Below are 20,757 nucleotides of genomic sequence, written 5' to 3'. Positions count from 1 at the left end.
CGATGGGTAGCCTGCCGAATCCGGTCGCGCTGATCGCGGTCATTGCCGCGCTCGGCATCGCGCCGTTCGCGGCGCTGATGGTGACGAGCTACACGAAGCTCGTGGTCGTGCTCGGCCTGCTGCGCTCCGCGCTCGGGATCCAGCAGGTGCCGCCGAACCTGGTGCTGAACGGCATCGCGCTGATCCTGTCGCTATTCATCATGGCGCCCGTCGGAATGTCGATCCGCGATGCGCTGCAGGCACGCCATTTCGATGCGTCGGCGCAGTTGTCGACCGCCGATATCGGCGCGCTTGCCGATGCCGCCCTGCCGCCGATCAAGGATTTCCTCGTGTCGCACACGCGGCTGCGCGATCGCGAGTTCTTCGTGCGTACCGCGACGTCGGTGTGGCCGAAGAACCGCGCGGACGGCATCAAGGACGACGACCTGCTCGTGCTGGTGCCGAGCTTCACACTGGCCGAGCTGACGAAGGCGTTCCAGATCGGCTTCGTGATCTATATCGTGTTCATCGTCGTCGACCTGCTGGTCGCGAACATCCTGCTCGCGCTCGGGATGCAGATGATTTCGCCGACGACGATCTCGGTGCCGTTCAAGCTGCTGCTGTTCGTCGCGCTCGACGGCTGGTCGCTGCTCGTGCACGGGCTGGTGATGTCGTACCGCGTGGCGGGCGCGGGGTGAATGCGCGCGGCCTGCGAATCGCCGCCGCGTGCCTGTGCGCGCTGGTCGTGCTCGCGCTTGCGGGCATGCCGCCGCGCGTCGCGCAGGCAGCCGGCAGCGGTGCGGATTTCGCTCGACTCGCGCGGGCCTGCGCGCCGAACGTCGATCCCGACACGCTCGCCGCGCTGGTGCGCACCGAGTCGGGCTTCAATCCGTATGCGATCGGCGTGGTCGGCGGCCACCTGACGCGGCAGCCCGCGTCGCTCGACGAAGCACGCGCGACCGCGCGCGAGCTCTCGTCGCGCGGTTTCAGCTACAGCGTCGGCCTCGCGCAGGTGAACGAGCGCAATTTCACGAAATACGGGCTCGACGCCGCGACGATGTTCGAGCCGTGCCGCAACCTGCAGGCCGGCGGCGCGATCCTGACCGAGTGCTTCGCGCGCTCGTCGGGTACCGGCCGCGCCACGCAGGCCGCGTTGCGCGCGGCGCTGTCGTGCTACTACAGCGGCAACTTCACGACCGGCTTCTCGAGCGGCTACGTGAGCCGTGTGGTCGCGAGCGCGCAGCGCAACGCGCGCGAAGGCGGCGCCGGACCGATTCCCGTCGTGAGCGACACGCCGCCGCCCGAGCGCCAGCGGCGCATGGCCGCGGCCGCCACGACGCCGCCCGAACGTGCGCGCCGCTTGCCGTCGCCCGCCGCCTCCGCCGACGCGCCATCGTGCCATGCACGGCCGGTCGTGATGATGTGCCGCGGGCTGCCTGCCAGCCAGGCGAAGCGGCTTTGCGTGCGGTGCCTCGACCAGTAAGCCGCCGCGGCGTGGCGCATCACCCCGCGCGCTGCGCCTCCAGCCACGCCTGAAACATCAGCACCGTCCACAACTGGTGCTGCCAGTTCATCCGGCCGGTCTGGTGCTGCCGCCACAGACGCTCGACCGCGGTCGCGTCGAAGAAGCCCTCTTCGCGCAACCGCGACGGCCGCAGCAACGCCTCGGCCCAGTCGCGCAGCGAGCCGCGCAGCCAGTGGTCGACAGGCGCGCAGAAGCCCTGCTTCGGCCGGTCGATCAGCGCGGACGGCACGTACCGGTCGAGCAGCCTGCGCAGCAGCGCCTTCGACTGCCCTTCCGGCAAGCGCACGGCCGCCGGCACGCGCCACGCGAATTCGACGACGTGATGGTCGAGGAACGGCATGCGTGTTTCGAGGCTCACGGCCATCGCCGCGCGATCGACTTTCGCGAGAATGTCGGTCGGCAGGTACGTGAGCGTATCGATCGCCATCGCCTGCTCGGCGAAGCTCAGGTGCGCGGGCCATGCCGACGCCGTGTCGAGCGGCGTCGGCGGCTCCTGCCCCGACAGCGCGATGCGTTCGGGATGATGCACCGACGACATCAGCAGCCGGTACAGCCCGATGCGGCTCTCGGCCGTCATCACGTGGCCGAGCTTGTGCAGACGATCGCCGATGCGCGACGCCGAGTCGCGCGCCTCCACGCCGCCCCACGCACCCTGTGCGACGGCCGCGAGCTGGTCCGCGTGATCGGGCCGCAGCGCATGCAACGCGGCCGCGATCCGCGCGCGCACGGCCGCCGGCACGCGATGCAGCTTGCGCCACAGGCGCGGCGTCAGGAAGTAGCGCGTATAGCCGCCGAACAGTTCGTCGCCGCCGTCGCCTGACAGGCTGACCTTCACGTGCCGGCGCGTCATCTCCGACACGAGGAAGGTCGGGATCTGCGATGCATCGGAGAACGGTTCGTCGTAGATCGACGGCAGCTTCGGCACGACGCCGAGCGCGTGGTCGGCCGTCACGTAGAGTTCGGTATGACGCGTGCCGAGGTGGCGCGCGACGGCCTTCGCATAACCGGCTTCGTCGTAGCCGGCCTCGTGGAAGCCGATCGTGAACGTGTCGACCGGCGTCGACGATTGCGCCTGCATCAGCGCGACGATCGCCGACGAATCGACGCCGCCCGACAGGAACGCGCCGAGCGGCACGTCCGCTTCCATCTGCCGCGCGACGGCCTGGCGCAGGATCGCGTCGAGCTGGCCGACGGCCTCGTCGGCGCTGCCCTCGAACGGCTGCGCTCGGCCCGCCTCGATGGCCTGTTCGAGCGTCCAGTACGCACGCACGCGCGGCGTGTCGCGCGCATGCTCGAACTGGATGTAGGTGCCGGGCGGCAGCTTGTGGATGCCGCGATAGATCGTGTAAGGCGCGGGCACGCTCGACTGGCGCAGGTACAGGCACAGTGCATCGCGATCGATCGTGCCGTCGAAGCCCGGATAGCCGCGCAGCGCCTTCAGCTCGGACGCGAACACGAGCGCGTCGCCAATCCGGCCGTAGTAGAGCGGCTTCTCGCCGATCCGGTCGCGCGCGAGCGTCAGCACCCGCGACGCGCGATTCCACAGCGCGATCGAGAACATGCCGGTCGCGCGGCGCAACGTTGCCTCGACACCCCACGCGACGATCGCCGCGATCAGCACCTCGCTGTCGGAGTGGCCGCGCCACGCCGGTGCGCGACCCGCGCGCTCGAGTTCCACACGCAGTTCGCGATGGTTGTAGATTTCGCCGTTGAAGACCATGACGTAGCGGCCGCACGCGGATGCCATCGGCTGTCGGCCGTGTACCGACAGGTCGACGATCGCCAGCCGCCGGTGGCCGAGCGCGATGCCGGCTTCCGGGTCGACCCAGATCCCCTGCCCGTCCGGCCCGCGATGCGCAAGGCTCGCCGTCATTCGCGCGAGCGTGCCGCGCGCTGTCTCCTCATCGAAGGCGACGCTATTCAGAAAGCCGTCGATTCCGCACATTTGATTTGTCCGCCCCTGTTGACCTGTTCCGTCACGCATGGCGCAACCTCGCGGCCCGCCGTCCGGCGTGACGGTCGAGCCATATTACGAAGAAATAAATCAGCAATAATTCACCGGTGAATGCCGGAGAAAACCGGAAAAAAAACGGCGTCAAGCGCCCGGTACTGATAGCCCCGTCAAGGGGCCATATCGGATTGAAACGGATGGCCGAGGCACGTCGCGGAACGAAAAAAGGGGCGGCATTCAAGCAGGCCAGCCCCGACCGTCGCCACGCGCGTCACGCCGCGCCGGTCGCCCATTTCAGCAACTGCGCGACCTCGCGGAAATGCTGCTGCTGGATCGTGCCGTTCTCGGGCGTCGTCTCGTACAGCGCCTGCGCGAGCCCGACGTTCGCGAGCGTCGGGCGCAACGCGTCGCGTGCGAGTCGCACGATCCGCTCGGCCGCATCGCCCTCGCCGCGCGCGAGCACCCACGGCAGCGTGCCGACCCCGCCGTAATAGAGCGCAACCGCGACACGCGGCGAATACACGACCACCGACGCGAAACCGATCCGGTCGGGCAGCGACGCGAACTGCGCTTCGCGCGCGAGCTGCCGGCGCTTCGCCTCGATATGCGGATCGCCTTCATCTTCCTTCAGCTCACGCCGCACTTCGTCGATCGACATCTTCATCTTCTGGTTGAACGCGTGCCGCTGGTGCACGATGTCGATCAGCGCCATCACGATGTAGACCAGCGCAGCCCAGCCGAACAGCAGCATCAGCAGCTTCACGATCAGCGCGAGGATCGACACCGGCCGCGTGAAACCCGACTGCACCGCCGGGTCGAGCGACTCGACGATCAGCCAGCCGAGCGTCGCGACGAGCAGCGCCGTCTTCAGCAGCATCTTCGCGAGATTCACGAGGTTGCGCATCGACCACATGTTCTTCAGCCCTTCGGCCGGATTGAGTCGCGACAGCTGTGGCATCAGCCGGCCCCACGCCATCACGCCGCCGACCTGCACGAAGCCCGCGAGCAGCCCGGCCAGCAACCCGGCCGCGACGATCTGCGCGGACAGCGTCACCCAGTCGCGCGCGGCGCCGTCGATCAGCACCGCGATCCGCTCGGACGGATCGGCCGCGCCGGCCGCGTCGAACACGAGCCGGAACAGCGCCTGCAGCCGTGCGAACAGCGACCCGATGCCCACCGCGAGCGCGACGCACACGCCGACGAAGAACGCCGACGAAATCGTCTCCGCGCTCTTCGGCACATCGCCTTTCTCGCGCGCCTCGCGCAAGCGCTTCGCAGTCGGCTTCTGGTCCTTTTCGGCCATGTCGGCTCCGGCGCGCTCAGCCGCCGCCGTGTGCGGCGAACAGCGCGCGCAGCAGCGCCATCAGCCCGCTGTCGGGGCTCAGCAGCGAATGCAGCGACGCATACACCACCGGCAGGAACAGCATCATCATCAGCAATGCGAGCGCGCTCTTCAGCGGTTGCGCGAACACGAAGATGTTGAGCTGCGGCACCGCGCGCCCGACGAGGCCGATGCCGAGCTCGACGAGGACCAGCACGATCGTCACCGGCGCGGCGAGCTTCACCATCCATTCGAAGATCGTGTCGGTCTGCCGCACGATGAAGGTCTGCAGCATCGACGAGAAATCGGGGCCGAGCGAGCCGATCGGCCACCACGCGTACGACTGCGCGAACAGTTGCACGAGCACCTGCAGGCCGCCCGCCGTGACGAACAGCGCGATCGCGACGAAATTCAGGAATCCAGACGTCGGGCCGCCCTCGTGGCCGCCCATCGGATCGAAGAACGCGGCGCTGCCGCTGCCGGTCTGGAAGTCGATCAGGTAGCCGACGCCCTGGATCGCGAACAGCACCGCGCTGAACGCGCCCGCGAGCAGCATGCCGACCACCGCCTCCTTCGCGACGAGCAGGCACCACATCAGGAACGGCAGCGCGGCCACCTGCGCGGAATCGATCGCCGGCGCGACGAACGCGGCGATCACGACGGCGATCCCGTTGCGCACGAGGCCCGTGATGATCTGCTCGTTGAACACCGGCACGACGAACATGATCGGCAACAGGCGCGGCATGACGTAAAGCAGCGGCCGCAGCGTGCCCGCGACGTCGTTGAAACCCGCGGCCTGGTCTAGCATCGGCGCTCCGCGACGGCGGGTGGAGCGGTATCGTCAGCGTGGCTGGTGGCGCCGGGTTCCGTTCCGGGTTCGGTGCCTGCCTCCGCGTCGCTCATCTCCGCATCGAACGCGGCGGCCGCTTCCGGCCGCGCAACGGCATGGGCGGCCGCATCGCCCGCGCCGGCCGCCCACGTGCCGGCCGTCGCGAATCGCCGCACGGCGTAGCCGTCCGCGACTTCGTCGGCGTCGCGCTCGACCCGCGCGGCGCGTGCATGCAGCGCCTTCTCGCCGGCCTTCTCGAGCTTGTCCTCGGCGGCCTTCGCCTTGCGCGCGGCGCGCTGCAGGTCGGCCAGCGTCGCCTCGTGGCCGCGATGTACGTGCGCGGCCTCGTTCACGGATGCGTTTGCGGTGCCGATATGGCGGTCGAACGTGCGCGTGTCGGCCGCCGCCTCCTGCAGCGCGCGTGCCTCGCGCACAACGTCGGCGAGCCGCGTCTGGATCGCGGCCTTGGCGGCGACCTGCTGCGCAAGCTGCGCATGAGCGGCATCGAGCGCGCGGCGGCTCTGCGCGGCGATGCCCTGCTGGCGCGCCGCCGCGACACGGGCGATCTGGCTGCGCATCTCGCGCACGCGCTTCAGGCGCGCGAGCGTCGCGAGCACGAGGCGGTCGTCGGCTTCAGACATGATCGTTCGCCAGCTTCATCAGCTTCGCGAGCTGCGCGTCGAACCGCACGTCCTCGTTCGACGCCTGCGCGCAGAACGCACCGATCGCGTCGCGCGCACGCAGCGCGAGATCGCCGAGCCGGTCGCTGCCTTCGCGATACTCGCCGATCTGCACGAGCAGCTCGATCTCCTGGTACTTCGCGATCAGCTCGCGCACGCGCGCGGCCGACTGCTGGTGCGCGCGGCTCGCGACGAGCGGCATCACGCGCGACAGGCTCGCGAGCACGTCGATCGCCGGATAGCGGTTCGCGAGCGCGATCTTGCGCGACAGCACGATATGGCCATCGAGAATCGAGCGCACTTCCTCGGCGATCGGATCCGACTCCTCGTCGCCTTCGACGAGCACCGTGTAGAGCGCGGTGATCGACCCGTGCGCGCCCTGCCCCGCGCGTTCCAGCAGGCGTGGCAGCACCGCGAACGTCGACGGCGGGAAGCTGCGCCGCGTCGGCGGCTCGCCGCTCGCGAGGCCGACCTCGCGTTGCGCGCGGGCAAAGCGCGTCAGCGAATCGACCAGCAGCAGCACGCGCTTGCCCGCGTCGCGGAAATGCTCGGCGATCGCGGTGGCGACCAGCGCGGATTTCACGCGCTCCATCGCGGGGCGATCGGAGGTCGACACGACGACGATCGAACGTGCACGCACTTCCGGCGACAGGCTGTGCTCGATGAATTCGCGTACCTCGCGGCCGCGTTCGCCGACGAGCGCGATCACGTTCACGTCGGCCTGCGCGCCGCGCGCGATCATCCCGAGCAGCGTGCTCTTGCCGACGCCGGACGGCGCGAAGATGCCGACGCGCTGCCCGATGCCGAGCGTCATCAGGCCATCGATCACGCGCACGCCGGTCGGAAACGGGGTGTCGATCATCTTGCGCGCGAGCGGATTCGGCGGATCCTGCTGCGTCGACACCCACGTGGCACCCGTCACCGGCCCGCGATCGTCGAGCGGCCGGCCGAGCCCGTCCAGCACCCGGCCGAACAGTCCTTCGCCCACCGGAAACACATGCTCGCGCCCGGACGGCACGACGGTCGTCTCCGGCGACAGCCCTGCCACGTCGCCGAGTGGCGTGAGCAAGGTCGTCTGCCGCGAGAAGCCGACCACCTCCGCGAGCAGCGTGGGCTGGTTCGGCGTGCGCAGCTCGCAGATCTCGCCGAGCCGCGCCCGGATGCCCGTCGCGTTCAGGATTTGCCCGACCGCGTGATTGACGCGCCCCTGCACCGACACCGGCGAGAAGAACGCGAGCCCCGCGTCGAGCTCGCCGACGAGGCGGCCGCGATCGAACGGTGTGTCGTCTTCGCTGCCGAACGGCTGCGGATCGTCGAGCGGTGCGCTCATCGCGCGGCGCCCTTCAACGCGTCGCGGCGGATCGCCTGGCGCAGCGCGTCGATCTGCAGGTCGAGGCTCGCGTCGATACGCCCGGACGGCGTCTCGACCGTACACGCGTGGCGTTCGAGCTGCGCGTCCTCGACGATGCGGATCTTCTGGCGGTTCGACTGCCCGGCGAACGCGCCGTCGAGCGCATCGCGCATCTCGTCCTTGCGGCCGGGCGCGACGTGCACGACCAGGAACGCCTCGTCGCGCACGAGCGGCGCGATCCGTGCGAGTGCGGCCTCGTACAGCTTCTGCGTGCTCATCTCGCCGACGATCGCGCGCACGGCTTTCACGACGATATCGGCCATCGCATCCTTCATCGTCTCCATCGTGCGCGTGGCGGCGAGTGCCTGCGTGTACGCCTGCGCGGCCTGCTCGCGCTGCGCGCGGCGCATCCCCTCGTCGTAGCCGGCCGCCTGACGCTTGTCGAATTCGCGCTGTGCATCGGCGACGATGCGCGCGGCCTCTTCATGCGCGGTCGCGATCACCGCCGACGCGTCGAGCAGCGCCGCGTATTCGCGCTCCTTGAGCACCTTGCGCTCCGACAGCAGTTGCAGGTTGTCGCTCGTGATCAGAAAAGCCAGTCCCATGACGCAAGCCTCTCGGGAATCAGAAACAGGAACATCAGTTCGCCGAACTGGTCGCGCTGCGCGCGGTTCAGCCAGTAAGGCGCTTCGTCGTCGATCGCGCGGTTGAATTTCAGGCGGACGCGCCGCGCGACCGCGTCGCCGGCCACGCCGATGAAATCCGCGAGCAGCCGCCCGCCGCGTGCACGGATCACGACCGGCAACGCGGCGGGATCGGCACGCCACGGTTCGAGCGTGTCGGTAAGCGCGCCGAATTCCGGCGCGCGTTCGAGCGCCAGTTCCAGCGCGTCGCCGCCGAGCCGAGCCGCGACCTCCGCCCGGATGCGGCGCGCGGCCAGCGCATCGCGCAGCCAGGCGCGATGCAGCAGCAGCCCCGCATACGCGGCCAGTTGCTCGAGCGCCGCGCCCGGCAGCAGCGCGAGCCGCGCGCACGGGTTCGCGACGTCGAAGTCGTGCCGCTCGCCCACGCCGTTCGCATCGAGCAGGTGCCGCGCGAGCAGCTTGCGGCCGGCCGCGCCGAACGCGTCCGGCGAGCGGTAGCTCGCGGGCCAGCCGGCCGGCACGCGCGTCACGTGCAGGTAGCGGTCGGGCCGCAGGTTGAAGTCGCAGACGAGCGCATGGAACGCCGCGCGGCGCGGCGCGGGCGGCACCGCGAGCGGCTGCAGCCACGGCAGCGGCGCGGCGTCGGTCAGGTTGAGCCCGTCGCCCGGCAGCAGCGCGTGCGGATCGCTCATGCGCCGTCGGGCGTGCGCAGGCCGCCACCCGACTGCGACGCGCCGCCGGCACCGTTCGCCGCGCGCGGCGCACCGAGCAGGCCCGCGAGCCGCGCGCCGAACATCCCGCGCCGGGCGGCCGACAGCGCGATGACCGCGCAGGTCAGCAGGATCAGCGCGAACACGAGCCAGCCGAGCGGCGAACGCAGCCGCACGATGTCCGACACCGCGCTGCCGATCCCGTCCACGCGCGTTGCCTGCGCGGCGGCCGGCTGCAGGAACAGCGACACGTTGTCGTACTGCAGCCCTTCGATGCTGTGCGCGACGAGATCCTTGACCATCGGCGCCATCGCGCGCAGGTCGACGCCCGGCCGGTAGCGGATGTACACGGCCGCCGACGACGGCTTGATCTTGTCCGCGAGCGGATCGTTCTCCGGAATCACGACCTGCACGCGCGCGACGACCACGCCCTCGATGTCCTGCAGCGTCCGCGACAGGTCCTGCGACACGCCGTACAGGTAGCGCACACGTTCCTCGGCCGGCGTCGACACGAGGCCCTGCTTCTGGAACAGCTCGCCGAGGCTCGCATAGCTGGGCTTCGGCAGCCCGTTCGCGTGCAGCACCGTGAGCGCCGACTGCATGTCGCCGTCCGCGACGCTCACCAGCCATGCGCTGCGGTCCGACGTGTCGCGCGCGTCGTTGTCCTTCGACGCGCTGATGCCTGCGTCGCCGAGCACCGCGATCATCTGGTTCGCGTCGCGCTCCGACAGTCCCGAGTACAGCTCCTTCTGGCACCCGGCCAGCAGCACGAGCAGCCCCGCGAGCAGCGCGCGCGCCGCCCGGCTGCGCCACGCATGCAAGCGCGGCGTCGAATCGATCGTCGTCATCGTTTGTCCGCTTCAGGGCGCGCGAGACCGGATCCGGCCCACGCGCGCCATCACTCCTGCGTCTTCAGCACCGTGTGCGTGAAGCCGTTCGCCGCCTGCGCGACCGACAGGCTCAATTGGTATTCCGAAATGGTGGTGGTCGCCGTCCACTGGAAATCCATCGCCTTCACCATCGTCATCAGCGGATCGCTGCGGTTGTCCGCCATCGACGTCAGCATCTCGCTGCGATGCTTGTCGATGTTCGCGTACCGCGAATCGAGATCGTTGCCATAGGTGCGCAACCGCTCGACCAGCGATGACTGGTTCGCCTGCGCGGGCGTCATCTGCACGGCCGGCGCCGCATCCGCCGGCGCGCGCGACATCGCGACGCCTGACGCGGACGGCGGGGCGGCCGGCGATGCCCCCGGCTGCATCAGCGCGTCGAACTGGCGCACCCGCTCCGGATCGGACGCCGCACCCGTCTGCTGCTGCGCGGCACTCGCGAGCGCGGCCGCGCCCGGCGGCGCCGCGCCTACGCCTGTCACTGACATGTCCATGCCCTCCTTGAGTGGCCGACACCGGACCGGATCGGTCGGGCCAGCCCGGAACAGGCCGGCCGGCACGCGCGCATCCGCCGCCGGATGCCCGTCCCGGGCAGACCCGGCGCGCGGCCACGCGCGGCACGGCCGGCGACCGGCGTCATGCGCGGCCGGCCGAGCTCAGGTGTTGCGCGACCTGGGCGTTCGCCGTCCCTTCTTGCGCGGTCACTGCGTTGCTGGTTTCGAACGTCGCCGTCGACTGCTGAACCTGGAAGTTGATCTTCGTCAGTTCGAGCTGCGTCTTGGTCAGGTCGTCGGCCTGCTGCTGGACCTGGTTCGTGTTGGTTGCACCACCTGCTGCCTGCGTACCCATGTTGCGCTCCTTTACGTGAACGTCATCCACCTTCCGGCGGCGGCCCCATGCCCCACCGGCGACGTGAGCCGCCGCACCGCTGCGACGCCTCGCGTATTGAACGCACCGCGCGCCGCGCGATGCGCATGACCTGTCGCGGCGCTAGTGCGCCACCTCCTTCGATCCGCCGGCGGCAGCCGCTGCCTCCGGCAACAGCGTCGGCCCCGGCACCGGCTGCGCGACTCCGGCGGCCGCGCCGCTCGCGAGCGGCGCCACGGGCGGCGCCGGCGCCTGCTCGGCCGCACTCGCCGACGGGCCGCCGAGCGGCATCGTGATGCGCTGACCGTTGCGTTCGAACACGACTTCGTCCGCGCCGATCGACACGACGGTCGCGCCCTCCTTCAGCCGCGCGCCTTCGAAGTAACGGCTGCCGTCGGCCGTCTCGATGTAGCGCTGGTCGCCGTCGCCCGCGAACACCGTGGTGATCTCCGGAATCCCGGCCATGCCGCCGAGCGTCGTCGCCGTGCGCGGCGCGGCCGGATCGGCATCGCGCACGTGATCGACGACTTCGAGCGCCGGACGCGCGTCCTTCATGTAGTTGCGGATGCGCGGCTCGATCTGCGCACGCGCGGCCGCACCCGTCAGTTCGATCCGGCCGCGGCCGAGATACGTGACCGTCAGCGCCGTATCGCTGAAATAGGTCTGCGCGGTCGCGACCAGGTCGCTCACCACGTAGATGTTGCCGAGCGCCGCGTTGTCGACGCCCGCGACGATCTGCGCGACGCGTTCGCGCGCGGCCGGATCGCCGACGTAGCCCGACACGATCACGCCGTCGTCACGCGGCGCGACGGCCAGCTCCGGATACGCATGCAGTAGTTGCTGCAACCGGTGCGTGCGCGCAAGCACCGATTCGTGCTGCCACGGCAGGCGCCCCGACCACGCGACGAAGCCGTAGCCGAGCGCGCCGAGCAGCACGCCGATCCACAGCGCGACCAGCGCGATCACGAGCCGCCGGCTGCCGAGGCGGCGTAATCCGCCCGTGAGCCAGCCGAGCCACGCGGCCTCGCGCGCGGCGTCCGGCGCGTCGGTTTCGTCGGGCAGCGCAACGCTCGCCTGTGCGTGCCGCGCGATGCCGAGCCGGATCGAGCCGACCGTCACGACATCGTGCGGCGTCAGCGAACGGCGGCCCGCGCCGAGCGGTTCGTCGTTGAACAGCACCGCTGCGCCGGTCTCGCCGCCGTGGTTCTGCACGGTCACCGCGAGCGCGCCGACCTGCAGGCACACCTGCTTCGCGCCGATCTCGCGATCGGGCAGGATCACTTCGCAATCGGCCGCCGTGCCGACCCAGTTCGCACCGCGCGCGAGCGACATCGTGCGGCCGTACATCGGCCCGCTCAGGAAGCACAGGTTCCACGGCGACGCGAGCGCCGCCGCGCCGCCCCCCGCGCCGCCGGGCAATGCGCCGTCGCCGTGCGGATCAATGATGGTCGTCGACATGCGTGGTCACTCCTGCGGTCGCCGCCGCCGGCTGCGCCGCCGCGTCCTTCGGTGGCGGCAGTGCGGGCGGGCCGAACTTCGTGCCGGGCAGCGGCTTCGGCGTCAGCGGCACCGCGACGTCGTTGTCCGGCGGGCGATACATCGACATCCCTTCCGGATTGGCCGGCGCGTCCATGCCCGGATTCACGGGCGAGCCGTCCGGCGCATACATCGACGCGTTCGTCACCACGCGCGGCGTCAGCAGGTAGAAGCGCTCCATGTGGTTGCCCGACTTGTCGGTGTACTTGAACAGGTTGCCGATCAGCGGAATGTCGGACAACCAGGGCACGCCGCTCTTGTTCAACTTCACCTCGTCGTCGTTGAAACCGGCGATCAACAGGCTCTTGCCTTCGTCGATCATCGACTTGGTGACGATGTTGCGCTGCTGGATCACCGGGATGTTCGACACGGCCTGCCCCTGCACGACATTGCCGTCCTGGATGTCGATCGACATCATCACGCTCTGCGGATTACCGGATACGGCGGCCGCGTTGCGGATCGCCTCGTCGACGATCATCGGCGTCACCTTGATGCTCGTGCCGGTCGTCACGCTGTACAGCGACGAATCCTGATAGCCCTGCACCTGCACGTAGAACTGCGTGAGGTTCTCGAGGATCGCCTCGGTGTTGTCGAGCGCGAGCACCTTCGGTTTCGAACGCAACTGCGCCTGCCCCTTCTGCGCAAGCGCGTTCACGCGCGTGAGCAGGTAGTTGCGCAGCGAGCCGCCGATCGATGCCGTCAGCGCGATGCCGGTCGGCAGGAAGGTGCCTGTCTGCCCGGTTTCCGACGTGCCGACGCCGAACGTCAGCGGCGGATTGCCTGCGCCGTTGTACTGCGAGTTGCCGTTCAGCGGGTTCGCGCCGTTGCCGATCTGCACGTCTCCGTGCGTCGTGTGCAGACGCCAGTCGATCCCGAGGCTATCGAGCGAATCCTCGTTGATGTCGATGATCGTCACGTTGATCTCGACGATGCGCGGCCGCTCGTCGAGCTGGTTGATCAACGACTGGTAGCGATACATGTTCTCCGGCAGGTCGCGCACGATCACCGCGTTGATCGCCGGATCGGCGACGATCTGCGGCAGCGCGTCGCCGCCGCCGGCGTTCGCGAACGGCGAGAGCCCGCCGGCCGCGCTGCTGTCGCCGGTATAACCGCCCGAACGCGGGCCGCCGGAGATGTCGGGGAAGTCGAGGCGCGGCACCGCGATCGTCAGCCCCGAGCCGAGCTTCACCTGGCGCGCGGCCTGCCCGAGCGGCGTGCTCGACGGCAGCGCGTTCGTGCCGCCGCCCTTGCCGAACAGCCGGCTCAGGATCGTCGCGACGCCCGGCACCGTCACTTCCTTGCCCGAGCGGTTGATCGTGAAATCCGACGCCCAGCCGTACTTGAGCCGGAACGCGCGAATGTCCGCATGCGCCCCGTTCGCCGACGGATCGCCGACCGAGCCGACCGCCTGCCGCACGAGTTCGACGTAGCGGCGCGGGCCGGCCACGTACACGCTGTTCGCGCGGTCGTTGATCACGAGCGTGTAGCGCTTGTCGGGAATCTGCATCGCCTGCAGCGCGCGGCCGATTTCACCGGATGCATTCGGTGGGACCGGAATCATCTGCGTCTGCGACTGGTCGGCCGGATCGACGTACAGGAACGAGCCGTCGTAGTACCACGTGAGCCCGTAGGTCGAACAGATCGTGTCGAGCGTCTGTTGCGGCGTGCCCGAGAAGCGGCCGCTGATCACGCCGTCGACCTTCGGGTCGACCACTGCCGTCACGCCCTGCGACGACGCGAGCTCGCGGATGAAGTCGCCGATCTTCTTGCCGTTCGCGACGATCGTGAACGGCTTGTTGCGCCAGCGCAGGTCCGCGGCCCGCGCATGCTGCGCGGGCGCCATGCACAGCGACGCCGTGAGCAGCGCGGTCGCGCACATGGCGAGCGCGGCCCGTTGCAGGCTGCGCGGTTGAATCCGGATCGGGGCGACGCGTCGACGCATCAAAGGACTCCTGTGGAAGAAACGAACATGCGTTCCAGCGCCTGCTGCGCGAAGCGCAGCACTTCGCCGCCGAGCCACGCCGACAGCAGCACGAGCGCGACCATCACGGCGATCAGCCGCACCGCGATGCCGATGTTGGCGTCCTGCACCTGCGTGACGGCCTGCAGGATCGCGACGACGAGCCCCGTGACGGTGGCGATCAGCACGATCGGCAGCGACAGCAGCAGCACGAGCATCAGCGCCTGGCGCGTCAGGTCGAGGATCGTCGAGCTCGTCATTGCACGGCTCCCGGTATGCGCACGTCGGCGCCTGCGCCGACCGTGCCGTCGTCCGGCGGGTTCTTGACCCAGCCGACCGTATGCAGCTGCACGTCCTCCTCGACCTCCTGGTACGACAGCACCGCGAGGTCGGGCAGCACGGGCTGCAGGATCGTCTTCACGTAGCGGCGCGCGCCGAGCGCGACCATCACCGCGAGCCGCACGGCGCCCTGCACGTTGCCGTGGCCGCCGGGGCCGGCCGCCTGCGCGGCCTGCACGATCGCGCGCACCTGCTCGCCGATGTCCTGCTTCACCGCGCTCGACAGCGCGAGGAAATTGCCCTGCTTCGTGCGCATCACCGCAGTCTCGATCCGCTCCTGCAGGTTCTGCTCGAACAGCACGACCCGCAGCTGGCGCGTCGTGCCCGCGTGGCGGTCGGTAATCATCCGACGCAGGTCGACGCGCACGAGCTCGACCAGCGCGATCACGTCGTCCGGCTCGTTCGGCGCCCACGTGATCAGGCTTTCGAAGATCACGCGCAAATTGCGGATCGGCACCTGCTCGGCGAGCAGCCGGCGCAGCACCTCGGTCACGCGCTGCAGCGGCACGAGCCGCGTCAGCTCGCCCACGAGTTCCGGGTGCTCGCGGCGCACCAGATGCACGAGCGCCTGCGTTTCCTGGATCCCGAGCAGTTCGTCCGCATGCTGGCGCACGATCTGCTCGACGTGCGCGGCAAGCGCGCTTTCGCTCGACAGCCACTTGCCGTCCGGCGCGGTGCCGTCGGGCTTGATCCACAGCGCGGTCGCGAACGGGCCGAAGGCCTCGGCCGGCTGGCGCTCCGCGCGCTCGGGTAGCGGCGCGACGCCGTCCCACAGCAGCCAGCCCGGCTTCAGCGCGCCGTGCGCGGCGAGCACGTCCTGCAGATAGATCCGGTAGGTGCCTGCCGCCGCGCCTTCGTCATCGTTCAGCGTGATGCGCGGGAACACCGTGCCGATGTCCGCATCGACGCGCGCTTTCGCGCTCGACAGCGCGGCCTGAAACTGCGCGAGATTCAGGCTCGTGCGCAGGTCGTCGGACAGCGACACCGCGATCAGCGACGTGACGCCAGCCGCATGCGATACCTTCGCGGGCTGGCCGTCGTCGGTTGCGCCGACCCGCCCCGCGATCTGAATCAGGTTGAAACTCGGCGCGGTCGTCTTGCGCTTGAGCTGCGAGAACGCGAACACGCCGAGGCCGATCGCGATCAGCGCGAACGACCATTTCGGGAAACCGGGCACGACGAGGAAGCCGCTCAGCACGACCGCCGCGATCAGCAACGCACGCGGATGCGCACCCAGCTGCTCGCCGAGCTGTTCGCCGAGCTGGCGCTGCCGCGCATCGCGCGTCGCGACGCGAGTCGTCACGATGCCGGCCGCGATCGACACCAGCAGCGACGGAATCTGCGACGCCATCCCGTCACCGACCGTCAGGATCGCGTAACGCTGCAGCGCCTGGCCGATATCCATCCCGTGCATCAGTGTGCCAACCGCGATCCCCGCGACGATGTTGATGAACGCGATCACGAGGCCCGCGATCGCGTCGCCCTTCACGAACTTCATCGCGCCGTCCATCGCGCCGTGCATCTGCGATTCCTGCTCGAGCTTCTCGCGGCGCTCGCGCGCTTCGTCGGCGTTGATGATGCCCGCGCGCAGGTCCGCGTCGATGCTCATCTGCTTGCCGGGCATCGCGTCGAGCGAGAAGCGCGCGCCGACTTCCGCCACGCGCTCCGACCCTTTAGCGATCACGATGAACTGCACCACGGCGATCACGAGGAACACCACGCCGCCCACCACGACGTTGTTGCCGACCACGAGCCGCCCGAACGCATCGATCACGTGGCCCGCGTTCGCGTGCAGCAGGATCAGCTTGCACGACGCGATGTTCAGCGCGAGCCGGAACAGCGTCGTGAACAGCAGCAACGCAGGAAACGACGAGAAGCTGACCGCCGACGGCACGTAGGTCGATACCGTCAGCAGTACGACGCTCGCGGCCAGGTTCAGCGAGATCATCCCGTCGAGCGCGGCCTGCGGCAGCGGCAGGATGAACAGCGCGACGACCGCGATGATGAACGCCGCGATAAACAGGTCGGCGCGCGGCGACGCGCCTCCGAGACGCCGTCCGGACACGCCGCGGCCGGCGGAAAACAACCGCTGCAAGTCGCGTGGGAGCGCCTTCGGTTCTGCCATCGTGCCGTTGTCCTGTCGTTATCGCCGGCTGGCACGGGCAATCCTGCCCCTGCCGCGCGGACCGTTGAATGGGACGAGTGTAGCGACGGGAAACGATGGAAAAGGGGATGCGCCTCGTAGCGTGAAAGCGCGTTTTCCGGCGACGATCGAATCGGACTACGAAACCCGGCGGCACGCTCGGGCACGCGCCGCCGGAACCGCTTCCATTGCGCGCCGTGCCGCCGGCGCGCGTGTCAGCGGCGCGTCAGGCGAGGGTTACAGACGCCGCGCGGCGAGGTACGCGAGCTGCGCGCGGTTCTGCACGTTGAAGAGTTTCTCGAGCGACCGGATGTGATGGCCGACCTTGTGCAGCGACGTGCGCAGCGCGCTCGCGATCTCCTGGTCGGACAGCCCGTGCACGAGGCGATCGAGCACCTGCTGCTGCTCGTCGCCGAGCGCGAAGCCGCGCATGCGCGCGATGCGCGCCTCGAGGAACGGCAGCGCGACGCGATGCACGGCGAGACTGACCGACAGTGCACCGCCGATCACGCGATCGTCGATCCATTCGGTGCCGTGCGTCTCCGACGTGACGTTCACCGCGACGCGCAGGTCGAGACGCGGCGCCGACAGGCTGAAGATCACGCCGCTGTTCATTGCGTGCGCACGCAGATGGCCGGCAAGCGCCAGCACCTTGCGGTCGCCGCTGCCCTGCGCGGCCGCCTCGATCTCGTCGAGCCGCCACGCGACCGGAAAGCCGCTCTGCCGCACCTGCGCGAAACGCGGGTCGCTCTCGTAGAGCATTCCTTCGATAAACGGCTGCATGAATGTCGCCGGCGCGAGGTCGCGCAGCAAATGCGCGCACAGAATGCGCCGCCCGATCATTTCGTACGCCCCGTAACCGAGCGTACTGAAACCGATTTGCCGCAATCGCGCATGGCATTGCGCGAAATCGATTGGCGCGAGGTCGGTTTTACCGGATCCAATTTGAATGCCGGCAAAAACGTCGCGCTCGATTGCCTGATATTCGTTCGAATAAGCGGCAGCCGCTGCAATATCGGCTTGTGAGAACCATTCGACGCGTGGTGCGCCGTCAGCATATGTCATGAGGTGCCCGCCCCTTTCCCAATATGTGGAACTGCGCCCCGTCACGATCTGGTCTTTTCTTTATGATTTTCTGGTCGACGTTATATGCGTGCGAATATGAACCTTCCGCCGCCATTCGTATTACGGCATATTACGCATTTACGGGCATTTTTGTACAATGCCCCCGCGTTTCGTCAGGGATGACGATCGGCGCATATCAAAAACGATGCTCGATCGCACCGCCGCGAATGCCGTACACGATACGGCCGCCGCCAGGCGATGCGCGTCGATTCCGAGGGATGGCTCATGTCCGATATTGCATTGCATGAAGAAGCGGTCGCCCCAACCTTTCCGCGCCCGTCGCACGGATCGAGCGCCTGCGCCGATGCGCTGCGCGAGCGCGCCGTGCAGGTCGTCTGGTGCGACGACGTGAAGCGCGGCGACGTCGCGCAGCCGCACGCGCCGAAGCTCGGCGTCGCCGATACGCTCGCGCACGCGCAGAGCACGGCCGAGCGCAACCGGATCGTCACGAGCCTGCTGCACCTGACGGGCTTCTCGACGTTCGCGTACTTCGCGCTCGAATTCGCGCGCGACCGTGTCGAAAGTCTCTACCTGCACGAAGCGTTCACGCCGGCCACCTATCGCGGCGACTACGTGCGGCACAACCACCACGACGTCGATCCGCGCACGCTCGGCGCGCGCGTGTGCAACATGCCGATCGTGTGGGACCTTCAGCAGCTGCGCCGCGATCACCGCGAACGCGACGACGCCCCGTACGTGAGCCCCGCCGCACTCGACGGTTTCCTGCAGACGATGCAGGACGACGGAATGTGCAGCGGCATCATGTATTCGATGGCCGTGCCCGGCACGCGGCTGCATGCGTTCATGAGCTTCACCGCGCCGCGCCGCACGCGCGAATGGATAACGCCGGCGACGATCGAGCAGGCGCTGTCGATCGGGCTGTCGGTGCACAAGTTCGCTTCGCCGCAACTGATCTCGACGTCGCGCGAGCGCGCGGTGAACGGGCTCACGCCGTTCGAGCAGGAACTGCTGCTCGGCATCGCCGAAGGCGCATCCGACAAGGAGATCGGCCGGCGCCTCGACACCAGCGCGCACAACGTCGACTATCACCTGCGCAAGCTGCGCAAGCGCTTCGGCGTCGCGAACCGGATCCAGCTCACGTACCTGACGTCGAAGCTCGAGTTGATCTGAGCGCCGCGCCGCTTCGTGAAATCGGGCGCGTAAACGCACATGCCGGCCTCGCGGGCCGGCATGCACGGGTTGCGGCGCGGTGCCGGGTCCGGCGCCGCTTCCTGTCAAACGTCCTGCGTTACTTCAGCAGCGTCATCTGGACGACCTTCACGATCACGAGGCCGACCGCGATCACGAGATAGCCGCGCAGCACGGCCATCCAGATCCGCGTCGCAACCGTCATGTTCTGCGGCTCGAGCGTATCGAGCGGCGGCATGCGCCACGTATCGCGCAGCGAGCGATCGAGCGCCGGCTCGACCACGCGCTTGTTGCGGCGAATCAGGACCGTCGCGAGATAGCCCGCGATCGCGAGCACGGTACCGCCCACCAGCACGTCGACGATCGCCTCGCCGCTGATATCCGGATACATCACCGATGCGGTCAGGATGATCGACAGCAGCACGAGCACCCAGATCACCGCGCCCGTGAACACGTTGAGCTTCGTCGAGTTGATCCATGGGCCGAGCACCTGGCGGTCGTTGCACAGCACGAGCAGGAACACCGTCGCGCTCGGCAGCAGCACGCCGGCCAGCGTCTGCACGGCTTCGGTCAGCAGTCCGAGCGGGCTGCCCGGGATCAGCACGAGCGTGGCCGCGGCCGCGACGATGCCGAAATAGACGAGATAGAAGCCCTTCGCGTCGGTCACGCCGCGATGCAGCGAGTGACGGATCTTGAACACGTCGCCGATCGCATACGCGGTCGACAGCGACACCGCTGCCGCACCGATGATGCATGCGTCGAGCAGCGCGATCGCGAACAGCGTCGCGCTCGTACGGCCCGCATACTTCTCGAGGCCCGCGATGATGCCGCCCGCATCGGTGAAGTTGCCGGCTTCCGGATGGCCGTTGAAGAGCGCGGCGCTGAAGCCGATCATGGCCACCGCACCGACCAGCACGAACGCGATGCCGATCCACAGGTCGGCCTTCTCGTACTTCATGAAGCGCGGCGTGATGCGCTTGTCGATCACGTAGCTCTGCTGGAAGAACAGCTGCCAGGGCGCAACCGTCGTGCCGACGATGCCGATCACGAGCAGCATCACGTCCGACAGCTTCGCGTGCGTGGGCCAGTTCGGCACGAAGAAATCGCGCGACATCTGCGCGACGGGCGGGTGGATCGACACGAGCACCGGCACGAGCAGGAGGCTCAACACACACAGCCCGATCGCGAATCGCTCGAAGCGCCTGAAATCGCCGGTACTCACCGCGGCCATCGTCAACGCAGCGGCCACGCACACGCCGGCCACCTTCGGCAGCCCGAAGAAATCCAGCACGAACGTGATGCCGATGAACTCGGTGACGATGGTCAGCGCATTGAGCAGGAACAGGTCGATCACGCTGAACGCACCCCAGAACTTGCCGAAGCGTTCGAAGATCAGGCGCGCATGGCCGACACCCGTGACCGCGCCAAGGCGCAGCACCATTTCCTGATTCACGTACAGCACGGGCACGAGCAGCAGCAACGTCCACAGCAGCGTCGTGCCGTAGTTCTGGCCGGCCTGCGTATACGTGCCGAATGCGCCGGCATCGTTGTCGCCGACCATCACGATCAGGCCCGGGCCGATGATCGCGAGCAGCGTGCGCAGGCGCGCCCACCATGAGCCGCGCGCACCGGTGTCGTGGTGCGAGATCGTGCCGAGTGCACCGCGGATGTCGCCCAGATGTGCTTCGTCGAGCACGGCGCTGCGTTCGACGGCGATCGGTGGTGAGACGTTGGATGGCGTGGACATGATGTGTTCCG

19 protein-coding genes are annotated in these 20,757 nt (G+C 68.8%); 3 read left to right on the top strand and 16 right to left on the bottom strand.

Translation table 11 applies throughout. From position 1 onward, the window contains the following. The first annotated feature begins 2 nt into the window (after nucleotides 1-2). Nucleotides 3-677 (top strand): type III secretion system export apparatus subunit SctR, encoded by a 675-nt coding sequence (gene sctR / locus U5809_RS13230; protein WP_322086837.1) that lies wholly within the window; start codon nucleotides 3-5, stop codon nucleotides 675-677. Then, nucleotides 674-1,462 carry a lytic transglycosylase domain-containing protein gene (locus U5809_RS13225; RefSeq protein WP_322086836.1) on the top strand — a complete coding sequence of 263 codons (789 nt, stop codon included), beginning with the start codon at nucleotides 674-676 and terminating at the stop codon, nucleotides 1,460-1,462. The genes sctR and U5809_RS13225 overlap by 4 nt, the downstream gene beginning before the upstream one ends. A 19-nt stretch (nucleotides 1,463-1,481) precedes the next feature. Here U5809_RS13225 and asnB read toward each other — a convergent pair whose 3' ends face one another. The 15 genes from asnB to U5809_RS13150 all read right to left on the bottom strand — a co-directional run bounded on the left by asnB (nucleotide 1,482) and on the right by U5809_RS13150 (nucleotide 17,790). Then, a complete protein-coding gene (asnB, locus tag U5809_RS13220; protein WP_322086835.1) occupies nucleotides 1,482-3,449 on the bottom strand; it encodes an asparagine synthase (glutamine-hydrolyzing) in 1,968 nt (655 codons plus the stop codon). A 277-nt stretch (nucleotides 3,450-3,726) separates the two neighbouring features. Continuing rightward, nucleotides 3,727-4,758 (bottom strand): EscU/YscU/HrcU family type III secretion system export apparatus switch protein, encoded by a 1,032-nt coding sequence (locus tag U5809_RS13215; protein WP_322086834.1) that lies wholly within the window; start codon nucleotides 4,756-4,758, stop codon nucleotides 3,727-3,729. Nucleotides 4,759-4,774: 16 nt separating this feature from the next. Next, nucleotides 4,775-5,584 (bottom strand): type III secretion system export apparatus subunit SctT, encoded by an 810-nt coding sequence (gene sctT, locus U5809_RS13210; protein WP_282508883.1) that lies wholly within the window; start codon nucleotides 5,582-5,584, stop codon nucleotides 4,775-4,777. Further along, complete coding sequence (locus U5809_RS13205) at nucleotides 5,578-6,246, bottom strand: hypothetical protein (RefSeq protein WP_322086833.1); 669 nt, start codon at nucleotides 6,244-6,246, stop codon at nucleotides 5,578-5,580. The genes sctT and U5809_RS13205 overlap by 7 nt, the downstream gene beginning before the upstream one ends. Further along, nucleotides 6,239-7,615 (bottom strand): type III secretion system ATPase SctN, encoded by a 1,377-nt coding sequence (gene sctN / locus U5809_RS13200; protein WP_322086832.1) that lies wholly within the window; start codon nucleotides 7,613-7,615, stop codon nucleotides 6,239-6,241. Before sctN ends, U5809_RS13205 begins: the two co-directional genes overlap by 8 nt. Further along, complete coding sequence (gene sctL, locus U5809_RS13195; RefSeq protein ID WP_124449655.1) at nucleotides 7,612-8,241, bottom strand: type III secretion system stator protein SctL; 630 nt, start codon at nucleotides 8,239-8,241, stop codon at nucleotides 7,612-7,614. Before sctL ends, sctN begins: the two co-directional genes overlap by 4 nt. Next, nucleotides 8,223-8,972, bottom strand: a complete 750-nt coding sequence (locus U5809_RS13190) for a SctK family type III secretion system sorting platform protein (protein WP_322086831.1) — start codon at nucleotides 8,970-8,972, stop codon at nucleotides 8,223-8,225. Before U5809_RS13190 ends, sctL begins: the two co-directional genes overlap by 19 nt. Continuing rightward, nucleotides 8,969-9,838 carry a type III secretion system inner membrane ring lipoprotein SctJ gene (gene sctJ / locus U5809_RS13185; RefSeq protein WP_282508878.1) on the bottom strand — a complete coding sequence of 290 codons (870 nt, stop codon included), beginning with the start codon at nucleotides 9,836-9,838 and terminating at the stop codon, nucleotides 8,969-8,971. Before sctJ ends, U5809_RS13190 begins: the two co-directional genes overlap by 4 nt. 50 nt (nucleotides 9,839-9,888) lie before the next feature. Then, nucleotides 9,889-10,368 (bottom strand): hypothetical protein, encoded by a 480-nt coding sequence (locus U5809_RS13180; RefSeq protein ID WP_322086830.1) that lies wholly within the window; start codon nucleotides 10,366-10,368, stop codon nucleotides 9,889-9,891. Between the two features lie 148 nt (nucleotides 10,369-10,516). Further along, the gene (locus U5809_RS13175) at nucleotides 10,517-10,729 is read right to left on the bottom strand and encodes a hypothetical protein (RefSeq protein ID WP_034180511.1); all 213 of its coding nucleotides are present in this window, start codon (nucleotides 10,727-10,729) and stop codon (nucleotides 10,517-10,519) included. Nucleotides 10,730-10,870: 141 nt separating this feature from the next. Continuing rightward, nucleotides 10,871-12,205, bottom strand: a complete 1,335-nt coding sequence (gene sctD / locus U5809_RS13170; protein WP_322086829.1) for a type III secretion system inner membrane ring subunit SctD — start codon at nucleotides 12,203-12,205, stop codon at nucleotides 10,871-10,873. Then, nucleotides 12,186-14,225, bottom strand: a complete 2,040-nt coding sequence (gene sctC, locus U5809_RS13165) for a type III secretion system outer membrane ring subunit SctC (protein ID WP_322086828.1) — start codon at nucleotides 14,223-14,225, stop codon at nucleotides 12,186-12,188. Before sctC ends, sctD begins: the two co-directional genes overlap by 20 nt. Then, complete coding sequence (gene sctS / locus U5809_RS13160) at nucleotides 14,225-14,503, bottom strand: type III secretion system export apparatus subunit SctS (protein ID WP_124449641.1); 279 nt, start codon at nucleotides 14,501-14,503, stop codon at nucleotides 14,225-14,227. The genes sctC and sctS overlap by 1 nt, the downstream gene beginning before the upstream one ends. After that, a complete protein-coding gene (gene sctV / locus U5809_RS13155; RefSeq protein ID WP_322086827.1) occupies nucleotides 14,500-16,707 on the bottom strand; it encodes a type III secretion system export apparatus subunit SctV in 2,208 nt (735 codons plus the stop codon). Before sctV ends, sctS begins: the two co-directional genes overlap by 4 nt. Nucleotides 16,708-16,962: 255 nt before the next feature. Further along, nucleotides 16,963-17,790 (bottom strand): helix-turn-helix transcriptional regulator, encoded by an 828-nt coding sequence (locus U5809_RS13150; protein ID WP_322086826.1) that lies wholly within the window; start codon nucleotides 17,788-17,790, stop codon nucleotides 16,963-16,965. A gap of 285 nt (nucleotides 17,791-18,075) precedes the next feature. Here U5809_RS13150 and U5809_RS13145 point away from each other — a divergent pair, with 285 nt between their 5' ends. After that, nucleotides 18,076-18,981, top strand: a complete 906-nt coding sequence (locus tag U5809_RS13145) for a helix-turn-helix transcriptional regulator (RefSeq protein WP_322086825.1) — start codon at nucleotides 18,076-18,078, stop codon at nucleotides 18,979-18,981. 118 nt (nucleotides 18,982-19,099) lie between these two features. Here U5809_RS13145 and U5809_RS13140 read toward each other — a convergent pair whose 3' ends face one another. Further along, nucleotides 19,100-20,746 carry an Nramp family divalent metal transporter gene (locus U5809_RS13140; RefSeq protein ID WP_282508870.1) on the bottom strand — a complete coding sequence of 549 codons (1,647 nt, stop codon included), beginning with the start codon at nucleotides 20,744-20,746 and terminating at the stop codon, nucleotides 19,100-19,102. Nucleotides 20,747-20,757: the final 11 nt, after the last annotated feature.

This window comes from Burkholderia sp. BCC1999, from assembly GCF_905339975.1.
Classification (GTDB): Bacteria; Pseudomonadota; Gammaproteobacteria; order Burkholderiales; family Burkholderiaceae; genus Burkholderia.
Note: the sequence above shows the minus strand (reverse complement) of the source record. Positions and strands in the feature narration are given on the sequence as shown.